The sequence below is a fragment of the Saccharopolyspora sp. NPDC049357 genome (genome assembly GCF_040677225.1).
Taxonomy (GTDB): Bacteria; Actinomycetota; Actinomycetes; order Mycobacteriales; family Pseudonocardiaceae; genus Saccharopolyspora.
The window spans coordinates 79,822-99,726 of the sequence record NZ_JBFAQJ010000016.1 but is presented as its reverse complement, the minus strand read 5'-3'; the positions used below and the strand labels follow the sequence as shown (position 1 = coordinate 99,726).

At 69.8% G+C, this 19,905-nt stretch carries 21 protein-coding genes and 1 pseudogene; 11 read left to right on the top strand and 11 right to left on the bottom strand.

From position 1 onward, the window contains the following. Nucleotide 1: 1 nt before the first annotated feature. Both AB0J91_RS16230 and AB0J91_RS16225 read right to left on the bottom strand, forming a co-directional pair. The gene (locus AB0J91_RS16230; protein ID WP_363869115.1) at nt 2-1,606 is read right to left on the bottom strand and encodes an MDR family MFS transporter; all 1,605 of its coding nucleotides are present in this window, start codon (nt 1,604-1,606) and stop codon (nt 2-4) included. Then, nucleotides 1,603-2,238 carry a helix-turn-helix domain-containing protein gene (locus AB0J91_RS16225; protein WP_363792342.1) on the bottom strand — a complete coding sequence of 212 codons (636 nt, stop codon included), beginning with the start codon at nt 2,236-2,238 and terminating at the stop codon, nt 1,603-1,605. The genes AB0J91_RS16230 and AB0J91_RS16225 overlap by 4 nt, the downstream gene beginning before the upstream one ends. 65 nt (nt 2,239-2,303) lie before the next feature. Between AB0J91_RS16225 and AB0J91_RS16220 the strand changes: the two genes are divergently transcribed. Together AB0J91_RS16220 and AB0J91_RS16215 are read left to right on the top strand one after the other, a co-directional pair. Further along, the gene (locus tag AB0J91_RS16220; RefSeq protein ID WP_363869112.1) at nt 2,304-2,738 is read left to right on the top strand and encodes a MarR family transcriptional regulator; all 435 of its coding nucleotides are present in this window, start codon (nt 2,304-2,306) and stop codon (nt 2,736-2,738) included. A 42-nt stretch (nt 2,739-2,780) separates the two neighbouring features. Then, nucleotides 2,781-3,560: an arylamine N-acetyltransferase gene (locus tag AB0J91_RS16215; RefSeq protein WP_363869109.1), complete on the top strand. Its 780-nt coding sequence runs from the start codon at nt 2,781-2,783 to the stop codon at nt 3,558-3,560. On the opposite strand, the gene AB0J91_RS16210 is transcribed toward AB0J91_RS16215, so the two are convergent. After that, nucleotides 3,557-4,747, bottom strand: a complete 1,191-nt coding sequence (locus tag AB0J91_RS16210; protein WP_363869106.1) for a glycosyltransferase — start codon at nt 4,745-4,747, stop codon at nt 3,557-3,559. The genes AB0J91_RS16215 and AB0J91_RS16210 overlap by 4 nt on opposite strands. A 59-nt stretch (nt 4,748-4,806) precedes the next feature. Beyond that, on the bottom strand, nt 4,807-5,583 hold the full coding sequence (locus AB0J91_RS16205) for an adenylate/guanylate cyclase domain-containing protein (protein ID WP_363869103.1): 777 nt from the start codon (nt 5,581-5,583) through the stop codon (nt 4,807-4,809). A 314-nt stretch (nt 5,584-5,897) separates the two neighbouring features. Here AB0J91_RS16205 and AB0J91_RS16200 point away from each other — a divergent pair, with 314 nt between their 5' ends. Both AB0J91_RS16200 and AB0J91_RS16195 read left to right on the top strand, forming a co-directional pair. Then, on the top strand, nt 5,898-6,212 hold the full coding sequence (locus tag AB0J91_RS16200) for a metalloregulator ArsR/SmtB family transcription factor (protein WP_363792352.1): 315 nt from the start codon (nt 5,898-5,900) through the stop codon (nt 6,210-6,212). Then, complete coding sequence (locus AB0J91_RS16195; RefSeq protein WP_363869100.1) at nt 6,178-6,567, top strand: VOC family protein; 390 nt, start codon at nt 6,178-6,180, stop codon at nt 6,565-6,567. Before AB0J91_RS16200 ends, AB0J91_RS16195 begins: the two co-directional genes overlap by 35 nt. A 48-nt stretch (nt 6,568-6,615) precedes the next feature. On the opposite strand, the gene AB0J91_RS16190 is transcribed toward AB0J91_RS16195, so the two are convergent. Further along, nucleotides 6,616-7,764: a PLP-dependent transferase gene (locus tag AB0J91_RS16190; protein ID WP_363869097.1), complete on the bottom strand. Its 1,149-nt coding sequence runs from the start codon at nt 7,762-7,764 to the stop codon at nt 6,616-6,618. Nucleotides 7,765-7,892: 128 nt separating this feature from the next. Then, complete coding sequence (locus AB0J91_RS16185) at nt 7,893-8,375, bottom strand: Lrp/AsnC family transcriptional regulator (protein WP_363869094.1); 483 nt, start codon at nt 8,373-8,375, stop codon at nt 7,893-7,895. A gap of 155 nt (nt 8,376-8,530) precedes the next feature. Here AB0J91_RS16185 and AB0J91_RS16180 point away from each other — a divergent pair, with 155 nt between their 5' ends. Then, nucleotides 8,531-10,963 (top strand): PEP/pyruvate-binding domain-containing protein, encoded by a 2,433-nt coding sequence (locus AB0J91_RS16180; protein ID WP_363869091.1) that lies wholly within the window; start codon nt 8,531-8,533, stop codon nt 10,961-10,963. A 61-nt stretch (nt 10,964-11,024) separates the two neighbouring features. Beyond that, nucleotides 11,025-11,477 (top strand): annotated as a pseudogene (locus AB0J91_RS16175) (N-acetyltransferase family protein); the annotation flags it as partial. Here AB0J91_RS16175 and AB0J91_RS16170 read toward each other — a convergent pair. Then, nucleotides 11,478-11,819: a bifunctional 3-phenylpropionate/cinnamic acid dioxygenase ferredoxin subunit gene (locus AB0J91_RS16170; RefSeq protein WP_363869088.1), complete on the bottom strand. Its 342-nt coding sequence runs from the start codon at nt 11,817-11,819 to the stop codon at nt 11,478-11,480. 288 nt (nt 11,820-12,107) lie between these two features. On the opposite strand from AB0J91_RS16170, the gene AB0J91_RS16165 reads away from it, so the two are divergent. Then, entirely contained in the window at nt 12,108-13,229 is a 1,122-nt protein-coding gene (locus AB0J91_RS16165; protein WP_363869085.1) for an aromatic ring-hydroxylating dioxygenase subunit alpha, read from the top strand. Between the two features lie 31 nt (nt 13,230-13,260). Here the strand turns inward: AB0J91_RS16165 and AB0J91_RS16160 are convergent, their stop codons facing one another. After that, entirely contained in the window at nt 13,261-13,533 is a 273-nt protein-coding gene (locus AB0J91_RS16160; protein WP_363869082.1) for a DUF3040 domain-containing protein, read from the bottom strand. Continuing rightward, the gene (locus tag AB0J91_RS16155; protein WP_363869079.1) at nt 13,533-13,802 is read right to left on the bottom strand and encodes a hypothetical protein; all 270 of its coding nucleotides are present in this window, start codon (nt 13,800-13,802) and stop codon (nt 13,533-13,535) included. The genes AB0J91_RS16160 and AB0J91_RS16155 overlap by 1 nt, the downstream gene beginning before the upstream one ends. Before the next feature lie 136 nt (nt 13,803-13,938). Between AB0J91_RS16155 and AB0J91_RS16150 the strand changes: the two genes are divergently transcribed. From AB0J91_RS16150 to AB0J91_RS16140, 3 genes are all read left to right on the top strand, one after another. Next, complete coding sequence (locus tag AB0J91_RS16150) at nt 13,939-14,367, top strand: NfeD family protein (RefSeq protein WP_363869076.1); 429 nt, start codon at nt 13,939-13,941, stop codon at nt 14,365-14,367. A 10-nt stretch (nt 14,368-14,377) separates the two neighbouring features. Continuing rightward, the gene (locus AB0J91_RS16145; RefSeq protein WP_363869073.1) at nt 14,378-15,577 is read left to right on the top strand and encodes an SPFH domain-containing protein; all 1,200 of its coding nucleotides are present in this window, start codon (nt 14,378-14,380) and stop codon (nt 15,575-15,577) included. A 215-nt stretch (nt 15,578-15,792) separates the two neighbouring features. Beyond that, nucleotides 15,793-16,617, top strand: coding sequence for an SAM-dependent methyltransferase (locus AB0J91_RS16140; protein WP_363869070.1), 825 nt, complete (start codon nt 15,793-15,795; stop codon nt 16,615-16,617). Between the two features lie 87 nt (nt 16,618-16,704). On the opposite strand, the gene AB0J91_RS16135 is transcribed toward AB0J91_RS16140, so the two are convergent. Together AB0J91_RS16135 and AB0J91_RS16130 are read right to left on the bottom strand one after the other, a co-directional pair. Then, nucleotides 16,705-18,141, bottom strand: a complete 1,437-nt coding sequence (locus AB0J91_RS16135) for a M28 family metallopeptidase (RefSeq protein ID WP_363869067.1) — start codon at nt 18,139-18,141, stop codon at nt 16,705-16,707. Between the two features lie 79 nt (nt 18,142-18,220). After that, nucleotides 18,221-18,808, bottom strand: coding sequence for a TetR/AcrR family transcriptional regulator (locus AB0J91_RS16130; RefSeq protein ID WP_363869065.1), 588 nt, complete (start codon nt 18,806-18,808; stop codon nt 18,221-18,223). 186 nt (nt 18,809-18,994) lie between these two features. Between AB0J91_RS16130 and AB0J91_RS16125 the strand changes: the two genes are divergently transcribed. After that, nucleotides 18,995-19,885, top strand: coding sequence for a dienelactone hydrolase family protein (locus AB0J91_RS16125; RefSeq protein ID WP_363869062.1), 891 nt, complete (start codon nt 18,995-18,997; stop codon nt 19,883-19,885). Nucleotides 19,886-19,905 lie beyond the last annotated feature (20 nt).

The window sequence follows — 19,905 nt, the reverse complement described above, 5'->3', positions numbered from 1 at the left end:
ATCAGTGGGTCTGGGTGGTGGCGCGCTGCCGCGCTTCGAGCTCTTCGGCCTCGTCGCCGCCGATGGCCTCGCCGCGGGCGACCAGCCCGGCCACCTCCGACAGCGGGATCTGCTTGAGCAGCAGCGAGAGCAGGAACGCGATGGCCATGAACGGCACCAGGTACCAGAACACCGGCGCCAGCGCGTCGGCGTAGGCCGCGACGATCGCGTCCCGCACGGGTTCGGGCAGCTGCTGCAGCATGTTCGGCGACAGCGACACCGCGGACTGCTCGGCCTGCTGCGCGGACGCACCGGCACCGGCGAAGATCCCGGTGAGGTTCTCGGTCAGCCGGGTGGAGAAGATCGTGCCGAACACCGCGACGCCCAGCGCGCCGCCGACCTCGCGGAAGTAGTTGTTGGTGCTGGTCGCGGTGCCGATCATCGACGGGTCGACGGAGTTCTGCACCACCAGCACCACGACCTGCATGATCAGCCCGAGGCCGGCGCCGAAGACGAACAGGAACACGCACAGCAGCCACACCGGCGTGTCGGCCGACAGCGTCGTCATGGCGAGCATCCCGCCCGCGGTGATGAGCGTGCCCAGGATCGGGAACACCTTGTAGCGGCCGGTCTTGGTGATCAGCGCGCCGGAGGTGATGGAGGTCAGCATCAGACCGGCCATCATCGGCAGCATCGCCATGCCCGACACCGCCGCCGAGGTCCCGGTGGACATCTGCAGGAAGGTGGGCAGGAAGCCCAGCGCGGCGAACATGCCCAGTCCGAGCACGAGGCCGATGCTGGTGGCGTTGACGAAGATGGGGTTGCGGAACAGCGACAGCGGGATGACCGGGTCGCTCGCCCGGGACTCGACCAGCACGAACAGGGCCGCGGCGATGACCAGACCCGCCGCCCACAGCCAGGTTTCGGGTGCGCTCCAGCCGTGCGCGGAGTCGCCGCCGAAGTCGGTGAAGAAGATCAGGCTGGTGGTGGCCAGCGCCAGCAGCACCACGCCGGGGATGTCCAGCGGCTTGGTGGCCTTCTTGCTGGGCAGGGTCAGCGCGAAGTAGGTGATGGCGAACGCGGCGATGCCGATCGGGATGTTGATGTAGAACGCCCAGTGCCAGGACAGGTGGTCGACGAAGAACCCGCCGAGCAGCGGGCCGCCGACCGCGGCGAGGCCGAAGATGCCGCCGAGCGGTCCGAGGTACTTGCCGCGCTCGCTGGCGGGCACGATGTCGGCGATGATCGCCTGGGAGAGGATCATCAGGCCACCGCCGCCGAGGCCCTGCGCGGCGCGGAAGATCACGAAGGTCCAGAAGTCGCCGGCCACGGCGCAGCCGACCGAGGCGAGCGTGAACAGCGCGATGGCGACCAGGAACAGCTTGCGCCTGCCGAGGACGTCGCCGAACTTGCCGTAGATCGGCATGACGATGGTGGTGGCCAGCAGGTAGGCGGTGGTGATCCACGCCTGGTGCGCGACGCCGCCGAGGTCGCCGACGATGGTGGGCATCGCGGTGGACACGATGGTCTGGTCGAGGCTGGCCAGCAGCATGCCCGCGATCAGCGCGCTGAAGATGATCCAGATCCGCCGCTTGGTCAGCAGTAACTTGGGTTCGGTCTCGGTCATCGGGTCCCTCCGGTGAGCGTGGCGGCGAAAACCTCGCGAGCGGCCACCAAGCGGCGTTGCATGATCGTGTTCAGCGGCTCGGAGTTGGCTGGGTCGAGGAACTGCCCCATGCAGGCGCCTGCGAGCGCGCACACCACCTGGACGGCGGCGGAAGCCCGGAGGTCCCCTTCCGGGAGCCCTTCCCTGGCTCGCACCAGTTCGATGTCGGCGCGTTCGCGCGTCTGGACGTGCTCGAACACCCGCGACAGCAGCCGCGGTTCGCGATCCATGGCCGCGACCAGGTCCGCGACGTGTTCGGGCGTGAGCCCGACCTCGGTCCAGCGGTCGACCAGGAGCGCGGCGTAGTCGTCGAGCAGGCTCGCCGAGACCCCCGGTTCGTCCGGGTCGGCGCCCGCGGTGAACCGCTCCTCGATCTCGTGCTGGTCCCACAGCGTTGTGAACCCCAGTACCGCGTCCTCCTTGGACGCGAAGTAGTTGAAGAAGGTGCGCCTGGAGATGCCCGCCTCGTCGCAGACCTCGTCGACGGTGAAGCCGGACAGCCCGTCCTCGGCCGTGCGGCGACGCGCTGCGGCGGTCAGCCGATGTGCCGTGTGGACCCGACGCTTCAGAGCAGGAGTTGCACCATCAACCACGGAGTGCATTATTGCACTCTGCTTTTGATGGTGCAGAACTGGTGGCCTGGGGTACAACTGGCCGCATGGTGGACGCCATCGGCACCGGTCTGGGCAGCCTCGGATACCGGTTCAACATGATCGCTCGACAAGCGCGAGCGAACTTCGAGCAACGGCTCGGCGAAGCCGGGGCGAGCTTCACGACCTGGACGATCCTGGAGGCCCTCACCGTGCACGGGCCGGTGATCCAGCGGGACCTGGCCGGATCGCTGCACGTCAGCGGCCAGACGTTGGCCCGCCAGGTGGACCGGCTGGTCGAGACCGGCTGGCTGGAGCGCGGCGAGGACGAAGGCGACCGCCGCGCGGTGCGCCTGCACCTCACCGACGCCGGTCGCGCCGCCCACCGCCGCCTCCAGCGGGCGTCGCGGAAGGCCAACGAGCAGCTGGTCGCGGGCCTGTCCTCCGAGGAGATCGACCACCTCAGCGAGCTGCTCACCCGGCTCTCGCGGAACTTCGGCTGACACCGTTGACCTCCACCGCGCTGGAAGTGCGAGGCTGCGACCATGACCGACCCCTGGGACGTCGAGTCGCTCGACCTCGACGCGTACCTCGCCCGCACCGGGCAGCAGGCGGCGCCGCCGTCCGCCGAGTCGCTCGCCGCGCTGCACGAGGCGCACGTGCGCGCGATCCCCTTCGAGAACGTCGACCCGGCGCTCGGGCGCACACCGCGCCTCGACCTGGAATCGATCACCGCGAAGCTGGTGCGCAGGCAGCGCGGCGGCTACTGCTTCGAGCACTCCCTGCTGTTCGCCGCCGTGCTGGAGCGCCTCGGCTACGCCGTGTCCCGCCGGGCCGCGCGCGTCCAGCCGCACCGCAACGGCCCGCGAACCCACATGAACCTCGTCGTCACCGTCGACGGCGACGAGCACCTGGCCGACGTCGGTTTCGGCGCGGGCGTGCTGCGCCCCATGAGGCTGGCCGACGGCGAGGTGGTCGACCAGGCCGGCTGGAACCACCGGCTGGTCCGCGACGGTCGACTGTGGACGCTGGAGAAGGAGGCCTCCGAGAGCTGGGAACCGCTGCACGCCTTCGACGACCAGCCGCAGCGGCTCATCGACTACGAGGTCCACAACCACTACACCGCGACGCACCCGGACTCGCCGTTCACCGGCAGGCTCGTCGTGATGCGGCTCGACGAGGGCATCAGCCGCAAGCTCATCGGCGACACCCTCGTCGTCGAACGACCGGACGGCTCGCAGGAGATGACCCCGGTCGCCGACCGAGCGGAGGCCCTCCGCTCACTCGACGTCGTGCTCACCGACGACGAACTGACCGGCCTCTAGACCAGCTCCCCCAGGTCCGCGGCGATCTGGGAGAGGGGCGGCAGCGCCATGACTCGGCGCTGCGCGCCTCGGGCCGCGCTGCGGAACGACGGTTCCTCCAGCACGCGGGACACCGCCTCGTGCAGCAGCGGCACGGACACGTCCTCGATGTTGAACGCCAGTCCGGCGCCGATCTCGGTGATGCGGGTGGCGTTGTTGGGCTGCTCGGCGAACATCGGCAGCCCCACCATGGGCACTCCGGCGTAGAGCGATTCGCGGGTGCTGTTGAAGCCGCAGTGGGTGATGAACGCGTCGCAGGCGGGCAGCAACGTCTGCTGCTGGACGAACGAGGTCAGGTGCACGTTCTCCGCGCGCACCCCGGTCCACTCCCCCGGGTCGCGGTTGGCTCCGAGCGCGACCACACCCGTGACCGGGAGCTTGCCGAGCGCTTCGATGATCGTGTCGAGCAGCTGGGGACGTTCGCCGAGCATCATCGGCGCGTTGGACCCGAGGCTGGCCAGCACCAGCGGGCGGTCCGGGAGATCGGCGACGGCCGGGTCGAGCCGCTGGGCGTCGCCGTCGGGAATCCGGTAGTGGTGCGCGGATTCCAGCCGCGCGCCGTCCGGGTAGAAGGTCTCGGGCACTACTCCGGCCCGGAACGCGCTCATCGGCTGCCACGGGTCGTCGACGGGGTCGAGCCCGAAGTGCGCGCGACCGGCGTTGATCTCGTCGAGGACGTCGCCGAACGGCGCCATCGGGCTGATGTCGATCACGGCGTTGGGGATGCCCCACTTCTCGGCCGCGTAGTAGCCGCCGAACTCGGTCGCCTCGCGGACGATCAGGTCCGGGCGCTCCACGTGCTCCAGGAGCTTCTCGCCGAAGTGGCGTCCGAGCACGCCGATGAAGTTGCCGCCGAAGACCTCCGGAGTGACACCGAGGGTCTCGGTGCCCCGCCGCTCGGCGACGTCGGTGAGCCCCTTCGCGCCGAAGCGCTGCGGGTCCGCGGCCAGGTCGCGCATGGTGACCAGGTCCAGCAGGACCACGGGCCGGAGACCGGCCTGCTCGATGGTCTCCGCCATGGCTTCGCTGGTGGCGACGCGGACGTCGTGCCCGGCGTCGCGCAGCTGGCGGCCGACCGGCAGCAGCAGCGGAACGAGGTGCGAGTAGGCGGGCATTGCGGTCAGGACGATGCGCACGGGGAATCCCATTCGGGCTCGACGACGAACTGGACAGCATGCTGTCTAGTTGCGACGGTACACCCGACTCGTCACCGCTCGTGACGGGGAACCACCGCGTACACGGCCAGGTCCTTCGGCGTCCCCTTCGCCCGGAACCGGCGGCTGCGCGCCACGTACCGCTCGCGGGTGGCTGCCTCCAGGACCTGCTCGGTGACCAGCACTTCACCGCCGTTGGCGGCGTCGGCGACGCGCGCGGCGATGTTGACGTCCACCCCGATGTAGTCCTTGCCGACCTTGCGCGGCCAACCGCGGTGCAGGCCCACGCGCAGCGACGGGCGGTAGCCGTCGTGGTTGAGGGCGCTGACCGCCGATCCCAGCGCGGCGGCGGCCTCGATCGCCTTGTCGACGTCGGAGAAGGCCACCATCACGCCGTCGCCGAGCGATTTGACCACCACGCCGCCGTACCCGCCGACGACCTCGCGGCTGACGCCGAAGAACTCCCGCAGCAACCGCAGGACCTGGTCGTCACCGGCGCGCAACGCCCAGGTGGAGAAGCCCACGAGGTCGGTGAACATGATCGTCACGGCTCCGTCGGCGGCACGCCGGCTGGTCAGCGCCTGCCACGCCTGCACGGTCACCAGGCCCAGCTCGCGCACCGCGCTCGGCTGATCGCCCGCGACCTGCATCATCAGCCGCGCCACGCGGTCGGAGGGCTTCCCCGAGTCGGAGAAGGCGAGCTCGCCGGACCCGGGCAGCATCCGTCGGACCCCGCGCAGCGTTCCGACCACCCGCCGGCTCTGGTTGACCTGCCGCGCTCGATCCCCGGCACGACCCCAGAACCCCGCGGGCCGCGACTCACCGACCATCACACACCGTCCCTCGCACCGAGCCAGACTACCGGCAACCTACTCCGAAGTAGGTTTCAGCCGACCCCGAGGTGCAGCGCAGATCACCCGGAACCACCCCACCAAGATCGCCCCGCTGGCCGGAAACCCCGGCCCCTCCACCCAGATCCTCCCCACGCCGGTGAAGTTCCGGATTTCAGTGGAAGTCCGAACCCCGATCTCAGTGGAAATCCGTGTTCCGACTTCCACTGAAATCGTGCCCCCAGGACGCCTCCCCAGGTCACGGCAACGGGCTGAGTTGACATGCAAGTCGTGGCTTGCCTATTGTTCGCGGTGTGGATGACGCCGTGTTCAAGGCGCTGGCCGATGGCACGCGGCGCACGATCCTCGACGAGCTGACCGAGCAGAACGGGCAGACACTGTTCGAGATCTGCGCTCGGTTGGCCACCAAGCACGGGCTCGCCTCGTCACGGCAGGCGATCTCGCAGCACCTGGACGCCCTGGAAGCAGCGGGGCTGGTCAGGGCGAGCCGGGAAGGCCGTTACAAGTTCCACCACATCGACACCGCACCGCTCGAACCGATCGTCGAGCGGTGGCTGAGGAAGGGCCGGGAGCATGAGGATCAACCTGCACAGCATGATGGTCGATGACCAGGACAAGGCGCTGCGGTTCTACACCGAGGCCCTCGGTTTCGAACTCAAGCACGACATCCCGATGGGCGAGTTCCGCTGGATCACCCTCGTCTCGCCCGAGGAGCCCAACGGCACCGAACTCGTGCTCGAACCCGACCAGCACCCGGCGGCCAAGCCCTTCAAGCAGGCGCTGGTGGCCGACGGGATCCCCTTCACCTCGTTCGCGGTCGAGGACGTCCAGGCCGAGTACGACCGCCTCACCGCCCAGGGCGTGCGCTTCACCCAGCAGCCGACCGACATGGGCCCGGTCACCACAGCGGTCCTCGACGACACCTGCGGCAACCTCATCCAGATCGCCCACGAGAAGGCCTGACCGCGGCGTCCGTTCGAACTCCGAACGGACGCCCGATCGCTGAACGGCTCAGGTCGTTCCGCTGAGGGCTTGGTCGAGGTCTCGCCAGAGGTCTTCCGGGGATTCGAGGCCGACCGACAGGCGGAGCAGGGTGTCCGGGATGCCCCCTGCCGCGCGGTCCTGCGGGGCGACGATGTGGTGCGACAGCGATGCCGGGTGCTGCAGCAGCGTGTCGGTGCTGCCGAGGCTGACCGCCGGTGTGATCAGGCGGACGGCGGAAATCACCTCGTGCGGCGGAGTTTCCGCCTCGAACGACAGCATCGCCCCGCCGGTGGTGAGCTGGCCGAGCTTGTTCGGGTCCGGGTAGTGCACGGCGCTGACCTTCGGGTGCGCGAGCAGCCGCTCCGCGAGAACCGCTGCCGTGGCCGACGAGCGCTCCATGCGGACCGGCAGCGTGGCCAGGCCGCGCTGCAGGAGGTACGCGGCCGAGGGGTGCAGCACTCCGCCCGTGGCGATGCGGACCTGGCGCAGGCGCTGGGCGAAGTCCTCCGCGCAGGTCACCACACCGCCCATGGCGTCACCGTGCCCGCCGAGGAACTTCGTCGCGCTGTGCAGGACCACGGCGGCGCCGAAGTCGGTGGGCCGCTGCAGAGCCGGTGTGGCGAAGGTGTTGTCGACGAGCACCGGAACGCCGCCCGCGGCGTCCACGACGGCGCGGATGTCGATCTCCGCGAGCGTCGGGTTCGCGGGGGTCTCGACGATGACGAGCCCGGTGTCCGGCCGGACGGCGGCACCGACATCGGCCGGGTCCGCCCAGGTGAGCCGGTTCCCCAGCAACCCGGACGCGATGAGGTGGTCGCTGGTGCCGTAGAGCGGCCTCGCCGCCACCACGTGCGGCCGGCCGGCGGCCACGGTGGCGAGCAGGCACGCCGAGAGCGCCGCCATGCCCGAGGCGAAGGCGACACCGGACTCGCAGCCTTCGAGCTCGGCGATCGCTCCTTCGAACCGGGCGACCGTCGGGTTGCCGAGCCGGGCGTAGATCGGCGTGCCCGGCACCTGGGCGCCGGTGGTCATCGCCTCGAGGCGCTCGGCCTCGTCCCTGCTGTCCCGGCTGGGGTAGGTCGTCGAGAGGTCCAGCGGAACGGCGTGCAGGCCCTGATCGGTGAGGTCGTCGCGGCCTGCGTGCACGGCACGGGTCCAAAACGTCTGTTCGGTCACCACCCGAGGATCAGCGGTCCTACGGCGTCGCGATCGGATCTCCGGACGAACATCGGCCGATGGCGGTGTTGGATCGCGTCGGTCCGGCCGCGCCCGTCTGAGAGCGCGTTCACCCGGCGATCGTCCGGTCAGCCCTCGGCGCCCGGCGGCAGCAGCGGGCCACCGCGCCACTGGTGGAAGATCAGGTGGGTGTGCACCATGACCACCTCGTCCCGGGCGGTGAGCTCGTCCAGCACCAGCCGCTGCAGGTCGGCGGCGTCGACGACGGTCACGTGGATGAGGAAGTCGTCCGGGCCGGTCAGGTGGTAGAGGTGCCGCGTCTCGGGCAGGGCGAGGACGTGCTGCACGAACGGGTCCACGAGCGGACGCCGGTGCGGGTGCACCCGCACCGCCAGCATCGCCTCCAGCGGGCGACCGACCGCGCTCGGTTCGATCCGCACCGCCGATCCGCACATCACACCCGCGTCCCGGAGGCGCGCCAGCCGGTCCGAGCACGTCGAGGTCGCGATGCCCGCTCTCCCCGCAAGCTCGCGGTTGGTCATCCGGGCGTCCTCCTGCAACGCCCGCAGCAACCGCATGTCCACGACGTCCAGTTCCACCTGTGCAGCCACGGGCCGCAGCGTACGGGGCGTCAGGATTTTGACGGTTTCTTGACGGCTGATCGCCGGTCACGGACCTAGCATCTGGGCATCGGCCCTTCGGCCGTGGTGTGCCGGGAAGTCTGGTCGGCGTTGTAATGGTGTGCGCCGTTCGGACTGGAGTGATGATGGTGACCGGCAACGACGTTCAGGTGCTCGAACTCGCGCAGGTCGACGCGAGCATGCTCGGACTGGTGGGCGGCAAGGCCGCCGGGCTCGGTGAACTGGTCAAAGCCGGGTTCCGGGTGCCCGACGGGTTCTGCCTGACGACCCGGGCGCACGTGACGGGCGAGATCCCCGAGCAGGAGGTCCTCGACGCCTACCGGCGGCTCGGGGCCGACCGGGTGGCGGTGCGGTCGAGCGCGACCGCCGAGGACCTGCCCGATGCGAGCTTCGCCGGGCAGCAGGACACGTTCCTCAACGTCAGCGGCGAGCAGGAACTGCTGTCGGCGATCCGCCGCTGCTGGGACTCGCTGCACTCCGGTCGGGCCGTCGCCTACCGCGACGCCAACGAGATCGGCACCGACGTGCACATGGCCGTCGTGGTGCAGCGGATGGTCGACGCGAAGGCCGCCGGGGTGCTGTTCACCGCGAACCCGCTGACCGGGACGCGCTCGGAGATGGTCGTCGACGCCGCGCCCGGCCTGGGTGACGTGGTCGTCGACGGGTCGGTCATCGCCGACCACTACGTCCTCGACGGGACCCCGCCGCGCACCGACGGGTGCCTGGACCACGAGCAGCTCGACGCGCTGCGCGACGCGGGCGCGCGGGTGCAGGAGAGCTTCGGCTCGCCCCAGGACATCGAGTGGGCCATCGACCGGGACGGCGCGCTGTGGCTGTTGCAGTCGCGGGCCATCACGACGCTCTTCCCGCTCCCGCCCCGATCCGACGACCTGCGGGCCTACTTCGAGATGGGGCACATGCAGGGGATGCTGCGGCCCTTCACCCCAGCCGGCATGTCGGCGCTGACGCACGGCGCGAAGCTGTGGATGGACTCCGCGGGACTGTCCGGTGGCGCGTTCGGCGATGCGATGGGCATCGTTCCCGTGGGCGGCCGGCTGTTCATGGACTTCTCGGACCTGTTGCGCAACAAGCGCTTCCGCTCCCGGTTGCCGCAGATGATGGAGGTCTACGGCCCGCGCAACGTCGAGATCGTGCAGCGGCTGCTCACCGACCCGCGGTTCGCGCCGACCAGCAGCGGCATGCCCTTCCCGGTCGCGCCGCTGCTGAAGAAGGGCATCGTGGTCGTGCCGAAGGCGAAGTTCGAGCTCATCCGCACGCTGATCGCCCCCGACGCCGCGCGCGAGCGCGCCTTCCGCGCCACCGAGAAGCTCAAGCGCCAGGCCAGGGCACCGGAGTTCGCCAACTCGCAGCAGCGCCTGCGCTTCGCCGAGGAGGTGCAGCGGGACTTCATGACCGCCTCGGAGGTGATCTGGCCGCTGTTCATCGGCATCCTCCTCGGCCAGCTCCCGAAGTCGCTGCTCAAGGGCGTCGCCACGACGAGCGAGCTGGACACCGTCCTCGGCGGGCTGCCGCACAACGTCACCACCGAGATGGACCTCGCGCTGTGGCGGCTGACCACCGGTCTCGACGACGAGGCGCGGGAACTGCTGCGCAGCACGCCCCCGGCCGAGCTCACCGACCGCTACCGGGCGGGTGAACTGCCCGACCTGGGGCTGGACGACTTCCTCGCCCGCTACGGCCACCGCGCACCGGCGGAGGTCGACGTCGGGATGCCGCGCTGGTCGGAGGACCCGACGCAGATCTTCGCCACCATCGCCGGTTACCTGCGGATCACCGATCCCGAGCAGGCACCGGACCGGCGGTTCGAGAAGGCCGCGGCCCGCGCGGAAGCCATGATCGACGAGCTGTTCGAGCGCGCCCGCCGCAAGCACCCGATCCGCGCCCACCTCGCCCGCTTCCTGATGCGCCGCGCCCGCAAGCTCACCGGGCTGCGGGAGCTGGGCAAGTTCGCGTGGCTGTACTCGTTGCAGGCGATGCGCGAACAGCTGCTGCTCATCGGCGACGACCTGAGCCGTCGCGGTCTGCTGGAACGGCCCGGCGACGTGCTGTTCCTGGAACTCGACGAGATCCGCGCCGCAGTGGCCGGGTCCGATCAGAGCGCCCTCGCCACCGAGCGAAAAGCCCGCTACGACAGGGAGGTCCGCCGCCGCTCGGTTCCGATCGCGGTCCTCTCCGACGGCACTGACCTGGAGGCCACGGCACCGCCCGCACCCGCCGCCGATGGCGCGCTGGTCGGGCTGGGGGCCTCTCCCGGCAAGGTCACCGGGCCCGCTCGCGTCGTGCACGACCCGGCGACCGCGCGGATCGAGCCAGGCGAGATCCTGGTGGCCACCACCACCGACCCCGGCTGGACCCCGTTGTTCATGACCGCGGCCGGTCTGGTCACCGAGACCGGTTCGCCCATGGCGCACGGCCCGACCGTGGCCCGCGAGTACGGCATCCCGGCGGTGATCTGCGTCCGCGACGCCACCACCGACATCACCACGGGCCAGATCATCACCGTCGACGCGACCTCGGGCACCGTCACACCGCGATGAGCTTGCGAGCACGAGTGCGAAACGCCGGCCTGGACCGATGATCAGGGAACTCGCGGGCGCCGACTGGGACGCGGTGCGCCGCATCTACGCCGAGGGGATCGCGACCGGGAACGCGACGTTCGAGACCGAGGTACCTCGGCGAGAAGCACTGGACGCCTAGTGGATTCCGGGGCACCGGTGGGTCGCCGAGATCGACGGCCGGGTTGCCGGGTGGGGTGCGGCGACACCGGTGTCGGCGCGCGAGTGCTACGCCGGGGTCGCCGAGACCTCGCTCTACGTCGGGGACGGGTTCCGCGGTCTCGGAGTCGGAAAGGCGTTGCTGCACGAGCAGGTCAGCGCCGCCGACGCCGGTGGGCTGTGGACGCTGCAGACCTCGATCTTCCCGGAGAACGAGGCCAGCATCGCCTTGCACCGCGCCGCCGGGTTCCGCGTGGTCGGAACCCGGGAGCGCATCGCCCTGCACCACGGGGTCTGGCGCGACACCGTCCTGCTGGAACGCCGCCGCGCCGACTGATCAGGCCGCGCCTTCGGCCTCCAGGGGGAGCTCGACCTCGCGCGGGGTGAGCTGGACGTAGACCGTGCCGCCCTCGACGAGGACCTGGTGGGTGCGCAGCGCCCGCTTGGCCGGCGGTCCTGCGGGCGCTCCGCTGCGCAGGTCGAAGAACGCCGCGTGCAGCGGACATTCGACGAAGCAGCCTTCGAGGAATCCGGCGGACAACGACGCGTCCTGGTGGGTGCAGGTGTCGTCGACCGCGTAGAACACGCCGTCGGCGTTGAACACGGCGATCGGGACGTCGGCGACGAACCGGGTCGACTCACCCGGGGCGAGCTCGTCGGCACGGCAGACAGCGAACATCGAACCTCCTGTGTTGCGCATCAGAGAACTTGTACCGCCATGCGCAACAGCGTGAGGCTCAACTCCGAGGCTCGTCAAGACGTCGAAGGCGTCGATTTCCCGATGGATTTCCTGTTAACGCACGACATCCTCCGGCAACCCGCCGCCGCGATGACTACCTCGCGGTAACCCGCCCGGACGTCTTGACAGCGCCCGAGCCGCACCCGCATCGTGTTGTCGATCGAGCAACGCAGTGCTCATCGCGCAACAATTCACACCCTTGCGGACCGAGCCGAAAGGCGCCCCGAGATGACCGCTGCGGAGTTGCCGCACAGCCTGCTGGCCACTCTCCCCGGCCACCACTACACCGATCCGTCGATCTTCGCCCTCGAGCAGTCGCGGATCTTCGAAGCCGGTTGGTTCTGCGCGGTGCGCAGCGCCGATCTGGGCGAACCCGGCGCCTTCCAGACCGTGCAGGTCGGCCGGGAGAGCGTGCTGATCGCCCGCGACCGCAAGGGAAACCTCAACGCCTTCCTCAACGTGTGCCGGCACCGGGGCGCCCGGCTGTGCACCGAGGAGTCCGGACAGGTGCAGCGGTCGCTGCAATGCCCGTACCACGCCTGGACCTACGGCCTGGACGGCAAGCTGATCGCGGCGCCGAACCTCGGCGGCATGCCCGACGTCGACCGCGACCAGTACGGTCTCAACCGCGTCCACCTGCGTGAATGGCTCGGCTACGCCTGGGTCTGCCTGGCCGAGGAACCGCCCTCCTTCGACGACACGGTGGTCGCCGACGTCGCCCAGCGCCTCGGCGACGCGGGTGAGCTCGACGCCTACGACATCGCCGCGCTCGAACTCGGCGAGCGGATCCGCTACGACGTCAAGGCGAACTGGAAGCAGATCATCGAGAACTTCATGGAGTGCTACCACTGCGCCACGATCCACCCGGAGCTCACCGAGGTGCTCCCGGAGTTCGCCGACGGGTTCGCCGCCCAGTACTACGTCGGGCACGGAGCCGAATTCGGCGATGACGTGCGGGGTTTCACCGTCGACGGTGGAGACGGCCTGCAGCAGCTGCCGGGCGTGGCCGAGCACCAGGACCGGCGCTACTACGCGATCACCGTGCGCCCGCAGGTGTTCATCAACCTGGTCCCCGACCACGTGATCATCCACCGGATGTTCCCGCTCACCGCGGAGCGGACCCTCGTGGACTGCGACTGGCTGTACCTGCCGGACGTCATCACCTCCGGCCAGGACCTGTCGCGGTCGGTGGAGCTGTTCCACCGCGTCAACCAGCAGGACTTCGACGCCTGCGAGCGCTGCCAGCTGGCCATGGACTCCCGCTCCTACGCCTCCGGCGGCGTCCTGGTCCCCAGCGAGCACCACATCGCCGAGTTCCACGACTGGGTCCGCGAGAGGATCGCCGCGTGACGACGACCTCGCGCTCAGCAGGTGCGGCGGCTCAGGGGTGCGCGTCGTTCAGCAGGAGGTAGCGGACCGCGACACCACCGACTCCCAGGCTGATGCCGACGAAGATCAAGCCCGGACTGGCCGCGAGCAGTCCGGTCAGGAACACCAGCGCCCCGAGCCACGCGACCACGATCGCCGCCCACCGCCGACGACTGGTGGCGCGGTCCGGCGGTGGGTGCTTCACCGACTCCGCGAACCGGGGATCGTTCTCCTCGAACCACCGCTCGATCTCGTGGAGCCTCCGGCGCTCGTACCGGCTCAACATCACATCCTCCCCGGGATCGCCAGGACCCGAGACGATGCGGGACCGGATGCCACGAAGAGGCCCATGAGGAGGCGGCCCTGCCTGCCGTGCCGTTCGAGGATCGGATCCGCCCAGCGCGGCGAGACCCGCCACGGCGGGGGAAGGGCCCGCGGCGAGGCCGAGGCGCGGAAGCGGAGCTGACGGGCCTGGTCGAAGACCACCGAGCCCACCGGCAGTGCACGTCCCTCGGCCACCATGACGGCTCCACTCCCGAAGCGCCGCAGCGTCACGCCGACCAGACTTCCCGGCTCACCATCGTCACCGCGCGGGTGCGATACCCATCAAAATAGACCTACCGCTCACCCACTGTGAAGTGCCGGAGCTCGCGAAACGCCTGATCATGCCCTTCTCTGGCATATTGAAGGCGTGGTCGCGCTGTTGTGGCTCATCGCCGGCGTGGTGCTGGTCGCGGCCGAGGTCATCTCGGGTGAACTCGTGCTGCTGATGCTCGGCGTCGCCGCACTGGGAGCCGCCGGAGCCGCCGCGCTGGGCGCACCACTCGCCGTCGACGCCGCTGTGTTCGCCGCGCTGAGCCTGGGGCTGGTCCTGGTCGCGCGTCCGGCGCTGAAGCGGCGGCTGATGCGGGGCATCGAGTTCCGCACCAACACCGAAGCCCTGATCGGCAAGAAGGCATTCGTCGAATCCACCGTGAACTCCACCGGCGGCCTGGTGCTGATCGACGGGCAGAGCTGGTCGGCACGGCCGCTGGACGAGAACGAGGTCCACCGAGCGGGCGAGACGGTGACGGTCATGGACATCTCCGGAGCGACGGCCGTCGTTTCGGGCGAACTGTGAGGAGGCCGCCATGGACCCGACCGCACTGATCGTGCTGGCCGTCATCATCCTGCTTGTCGTCGTGCTCGTGGCCAAGACCGTCCTGCTGGTGCCGCAGGCGACCGCATCGGTGATCGAACGGCTCGGCCGCTACCGGACCGTCGCGCAGCCGGGCCTCAACCTGCTGGTGCCGTTCTTCGACCGGGTCCGCGCCCGCGTCGACCTGCGCGAGCAGGTCGTCTCCTTCCCCCCGCAACCGGTCATCACCCAGGACAACCTGACCGTGTCCATCGACACCGTCGTCTACTTCCAGGTGACCGACGCGCGCTCGGCGGTCTACGAGATCTCCAACTACATCACCGGCGTCGAGCAGCTCACCACGACGACGCTGCGCAACGTCGTCGGCGGCATGAGCCTGGAGGAGACGCTGACCTCGCGCGATGCGATCAACACGCAGCTGCGCGGGGTGCTGGACAAGGAGACGGGCCGGTGGGGGATCCGCGTCGCGCGCGTGGAGCTCAAGGCCATCGACCCGCCACCGTCCATCCAGGACTCGATGGAGAAGCAGATGCGCGCCGACCGGGAGAAGCGCGCGATGATCCTCAACGCCGAAGGCACCCGCGAATCGGCCATCAAGACCGCCGAAGGCCAGAAGCAGGCGGCGATCCTCGGCGCGGAAGGACAGAAGCAGGCCGCCATCCTCACGGCGGAAGCCGCCCGGCAGTCCAGCATCCTGCGCGCCCAGGGCGACCGCGCGAGCCAGTACCTCAAGTCGCAGGGGCAGGCCAAGGCCATCGAGAAGGTCTTCGCGGCGGTCAAGCGCGCCAAGCCCACACCGGAACTGCTCGCCTACCAGTACCTGCAGACGCTGCCGAAGATGGCCGAGGGCGACGCCAACAAGGTGTGGGTCGTGCCCAGCGAGTTCACCAAGTCGCTGGAGGGCTTCGCCCGGAGCCTGGGCAAGGCCGACGAGGAGGGCGTCTTCCGCTACGAACCGCCGGAGCAGACCGAGGACGCTCCCCCGGCCGAAGCCGTGGAGGACGCGGTGCAGGACTGGTTCGACACCTCCACCAACCCCGAGGTCGCCGAGGCGGTCCGCGCGGCCGAAGCCGTCGCGCGCAAGGAGGTCCCCGCCCCCGGCGAGTTCGGCACGCAGGTCCCCGCGCCGCGACCGGGCATCGCGCAACAACCGACGTCCACCGCGGAGACCACCGGGCCCGACCAGACCTGACGTCCGCTCCGCGGCGCCGCTGTGCGTAGTGTCCAGGCGCCATCCGGGCGATGTCGATCGAGGAGTGGTCCGGGCGTGGGCGAGCGGATGCAGATCGGCGAGGTCGCCGAGCGCACGGGGCTGTCGCTGCGCACGTTCTGAGAGGCGGAGGAAACGTTCGTCAAGTGAGATGTCGTGGCGTCGACACCGAGATCACGACGCGCGATCATGGCGACATGCACGACGAACGTCCCGTCACCGACATCGACACCTCCTCGCCCAGCGTCGCCCGCGGCTACGACCACTGGTTGGGCGGCAAGGACAACTTCGAGGTCGACCGGACGATCCTCAAGGCCATCGAGGAGATCGTGCCCGAGGCGAGGCCGCTCGCCCAGGAGAACCGGTACTGGCTGATCCGGGCCGCGCGGTTCCTGAGCTCGCCGCTGCACGCCGGTGTCGACCAGTTCCTGGACCTGGGCTGCGGGCTTCCGACGATGCAGAACGTGCACCAGGTCGCCCAGGCCAACAACCCGGACGCCGTCGTGGTCTACGTCGACAACGACCCGACCGTCGCCGCCTACGGGCGGGCGATGCTGGCGGAGAACGAGAACACGCACTTCTCCATCAACGACCTGCGTCACCCCGACGACATCCTCAGCGACCCGGTGATCACCGACAACCTGGACTTCGAGCGCCCGATCGCGCTGATCCACTCGGGAACCATGCACCACGTCTCCGACGAGCACCGGCCGCGCGAGGTCATGCAGCGCTACGTCGAGGCGCTCGCTCCGGGGTCGTACGTGGCGATGTCGCACTTCAGCTGGCCGCCGGAATCGGAGAGGTACCGCGAGATGGCCGCCACGATCGAGGGCACGCTGCACGAGATGGTCGCGTCCTGCTGGTGGCGCAGCAACGAGGAGGTCCTGTCCTTCCTCGACGGCCTGGACGTCCTGTCCCCCGGCCTGGTCCGCACGGTCGACTGGTGGCCCGAAGGCCCCTCGCTCACGCCGAGGTCCGAGATCACCAACCTCATCTACGGAGCGGTGGCGGCGAAGCCCTGACGTTCCCAGCGGGGCAGGGGCGGGACCACGAAGCCGCTCAGGTCCTGCCACCCGCACCGCCGAGCAATCGCAATACCCGCACAGCTCCTAGTCCCGCAGCGGTCGGGGGAAGGTCACCGGGCTGCGGTGGCCGTCGGCGTCGATGGCGCGCACGCCGAAGAAGACGTTGTCCTTCGACAGGTCGATCACCGCGGTCGTGACGTCGCCGACGTCGATGCGGTGCGTCCAGTCGGAGTCGGTCGTCTCGCGCCAGACGACCTCGTACCCGGCCAGGTCCGGCTCCGGACCGCGTTCCCAGACCAGCTCGGTGTCGTTGGTCAGGTTCGCGGTGCGCACGACCACGCCGGTGGGCGCGCCCGGCCCCTGCGCCAGCGACCAGATCGCGGCCAGGTTGACCTTGGCGACGCGGGCGATGTAGCCGAAGTCGCAGAACTCCGGCAGGTCGCCGTAGCGGACGCCGTCCTCCTCGCGCACGTCCTGGTGCTGGTGCCGGAAGTCCTCGTTCGGCTCGGTGAACCGCGCTGCGGGGTAGCCCTTTTCGAGGAACGGAATGTGGTCACCACCGCGCAGGAAGCGGTCTCGGCGGTAGATGACCCGAACGTCCATCCCCGTCGCGGTGTTGGCGGCGACGTCGGTGACGAAGCGGGAGAGCTGGCGGGAAGGCGAATCGTTCTCGCCACCGACCGAGCGCCGGATCTGGGCCTCCTCGGGGGTTTCCGAGGTGGGCACGCCTTCGGCGAACAACCGGATGGTGCGCGGATCGGAGGTGCCGTCGTCCGCGCGGCTGGCTCCGACGATGTCGTCGGTGAACATCGCGCGCACGTCCACGCCGTCGGCGGCGAAGCGCTCGGCCATGTGGTTCGCGCCGTAGAGCCCCTGCTCCTCGGCTGCCACGGCTGCCAGGACCACAGTGGACTCGATCGGCTCCTCGGCCAGCAGCCGCGCCAGTTCGAGCACGACCGCCACGCCGGAGGCGTCGTCGTCGGCACCGGGCGCATCGCTGACGGCGTCCATGACGTCGGTGGCCCGGGAGTCGTAGTGCCCGCTGATCACGTGCACCCGATCCGGGTCGGTGGTGCCGCGGATGGTGGCGACCACGTTGGTGATCCGGGTGGTGACCGGGATGCGGTTGGCGGGCTCCTGGTCGTAGGACTGCAGCTCGACGGTCATCCGCCCGCCGGAACGGGCGGCGCAGGCCTGCATCTCGGCGAACAACCAGTCGCGCGCGGCTCCGATGCCGCGCTGCGGATCGTCCTGGCTGGACAGGGTGTGCCGCGTCCCGAAGCTCACCAGCTCGCGCACCACGTCCTCGATGCGCCGTTCGTCGACCCGCGCGAGCAGCGCGCGCAGCCGCGCGTCGGGTTCCTGCGGCGAGATCGGATCACCGGGCGGCAGCGCTCCCCCTCCGGTCGGCCGCAGGTCGGCGGCCCCGGCGGCGCCGGTGAGCACGACGGCGCCGGTGATGCCGGCGGAGGCGGACAGGAAGGCGCGACGGCTGTGACCAGCACCGGATGTGAGACCCATGCACAGCTTTCTACGTGTCCGCACGAACCCGAAGAAGCGGCCGAAGAGGTCACCGGGTGCGGCCGAACGGAGCACTCCGTCAGCTGAAGTTGTTGCGGGTGCGCCGCTGGACGTCCGCGGCGAAGTCGTCGAAAGCGGCTGCGACGCGCTGCTCGTCGCCGGTGGCGAGCAGGTCGACGAACAGGCCGCGCAAGGTCGACATCAGCGAGGTCGCCACGGCCTGCGCCCGCGATTCCGGGCAGCCGTAGCGGACCAGTCCGGCGGCGATGAGGTCGTTGCGCTGCCGCATCGAGGCGGCGACGGCGGTGGCCAGCGCGGGGTCGCCGTACATGGCGTGGCCGGTGATCGCGACGAACAGCCGGACGTACCTGCGCCCGCGCTCGCTGACGGCCCGGCGCCAGATTGCCCGCAACGGATCGGGGTCGTCGCGCGGCATGTCCGGCAGCGACAGCGTTTCGGCCAGCACCCGGTCGACGATCTCGGCGACGAGCCGGTCCTTGGACGCGAAGTGGTGGACCAGCGTCGCGTGGCTGACCCCGGCGGACTGGGCGACCTTGCGCAGCGACAGGTCGTCGAGGCCCTTCTCCAGGGCGTGTTCCGTCGCGGCGGCGAGCACTTCGCCTCGGCGGTGCTGGAAGCGCAGCTTCCGTCCGTCGACCTGTTCCATGACGCCAGAGTAGCTGGTCCGAAAGATTGATTGACCAGTTGGTAGAGCTACTTTAAAGTCGATCGCGTTCCGGAACTCTTGCTCGTGCGCCGAACGTGTTTCGACGGTCGCGTGACCCGAGGAACTTCGCGAGGAAACCCATCCGGTGCGCCCGCTCGCAGGGCGCCTCCCCAAGAGGACGTGTCCATGGAATTGAAACGTTCCACCGGCCCCCTTCCCCGATTCCGCCGATTACTGGTCGTTTCCGCAGCCGTGCTCGGGCTGGTCAGCGGCAGCATCACGCTGGCCCAGGCGGCCGAACCCGCCGACGTGCACGGTCCCGACCCGACGGAGGAGAGCGTCACCGCCCCGCGCGGGCCGTTCGAGGTCGCCGAGGAATCCGTGTCGCGCTTGAGCGTCACCGGTTTCGGCGGCGGGACGATCTACTACCCGACCGACACCACCGACGGGCTGTTCTCCGCGGTGTCGATCTCCCCCGGCTACACCGGGACCCAGGACTCGATCTCGTGGCTCGGCCCGAGGCTCGCGTCGCAGGGCTTCGTGGTGTTCACGATCGACACCAACTCCACCTCCGACCAGCCCGATTCCCGCGCCCAGCAGCTGCAGGCGTCGCTGGACTACCTCACCGACGACAGCAGCGTGAAGGACCTCATCGACCCGGCCCGGCTCGGCGTGATGGGCCACTCGATGGGCGGTGGAGGTTCGCTGAAGGCCGCGCTGGACAACCCGGCGCTCAAGGCCGTGGTCCCGATGACCCCGTGGCACACCACCAAGGACTTCTCCGGAGTGGGCGCGCCGACGCTGGTCATCGGCGCGCAGAACGACACGGTCGCCCCGGTTTCCCAGCACTCCAAGCCGTTCTACGAGAGCCTGCCCGACGACCCGGGCAAGGCCTACCTGGAACTGGCCGGGGCCAGCCACTTCGCGCCGAACACGGACAACACCACGATCGCCAAGTTCAGCATCTCCTGGCTCAAGCGGTTCCTCGACGACGACACCCGCTACGACCAGTTCCTGTGCCCTCCCCCGGAGGGCGACCCGGCGATCTCGGACTACCAGTCCACCTGCCCGTACTGACCTGAGCGGACGGGTGAACG

Excerpts from the sequence above, each read along its gene's own strand:
- AB0J91_RS16230 (WP_363869115.1), bottom strand. The coding sequence starts at position 1,606 with ATGACCGAGACCGAACCCAAGTTACTGCTGACCAAGCGGCGGATCTGG.
- AB0J91_RS16220 (WP_363869112.1), top strand. The coding sequence starts at position 2,304 with ATGGTGGACGCCATCGGCACCGGTCTGGGCAGCCTCGGATACCGGTTC.
- AB0J91_RS16215 (WP_363869109.1), top strand. The coding sequence starts at position 2,781 with ATGACCGACCCCTGGGACGTCGAGTCGCTCGACCTCGACGCGTACCTC.
- AB0J91_RS16210 (WP_363869106.1), bottom strand. The coding sequence starts at position 4,747 with ATGGGATTCCCCGTGCGCATCGTCCTGACCGCAATGCCCGCCTACTCG.
- AB0J91_RS16205 (WP_363869103.1), bottom strand. The coding sequence starts at position 5,583 with ATGGTCGGTGAGTCGCGGCCCGCGGGGTTCTGGGGTCGTGCCGGGGAT.
- AB0J91_RS16195 (WP_363869100.1), top strand. The coding sequence starts at position 6,178 with ATGAGGATCAACCTGCACAGCATGATGGTCGATGACCAGGACAAGGCG.
- AB0J91_RS16180 (WP_363869091.1), top strand. The coding sequence starts at position 8,531 with ATGGTGACCGGCAACGACGTTCAGGTGCTCGAACTCGCGCAGGTCGAC.
- AB0J91_RS16170 (WP_363869088.1), bottom strand. The coding sequence starts at position 11,819 with ATGTTCGCTGTCTGCCGTGCCGACGAGCTCGCCCCGGGTGAGTCGACC.
- AB0J91_RS16165 (WP_363869085.1), top strand. The coding sequence starts at position 12,108 with ATGACCGCTGCGGAGTTGCCGCACAGCCTGCTGGCCACTCTCCCCGGC.
- AB0J91_RS16160 (WP_363869082.1), bottom strand. The coding sequence starts at position 13,533 with ATGTTGAGCCGGTACGAGCGCCGGAGGCTCCACGAGATCGAGCGGTGG.
- AB0J91_RS16145 (WP_363869073.1), top strand. The coding sequence starts at position 14,378 with ATGGACCCGACCGCACTGATCGTGCTGGCCGTCATCATCCTGCTTGTC.
- AB0J91_RS16140 (WP_363869070.1), top strand. The coding sequence starts at position 15,793 with ATGCACGACGAACGTCCCGTCACCGACATCGACACCTCCTCGCCCAGC.
- AB0J91_RS16135 (WP_363869067.1), bottom strand. The coding sequence starts at position 18,141 with ATGGGTCTCACATCCGGTGCTGGTCACAGCCGTCGCGCCTTCCTGTCC.
- AB0J91_RS16130 (WP_363869065.1), bottom strand. The coding sequence starts at position 18,808 with ATGGAACAGGTCGACGGACGGAAGCTGCGCTTCCAGCACCGCCGAGGC.
- AB0J91_RS16125 (WP_363869062.1), top strand. The coding sequence starts at position 18,995 with ATGGAATTGAAACGTTCCACCGGCCCCCTTCCCCGATTCCGCCGATTA.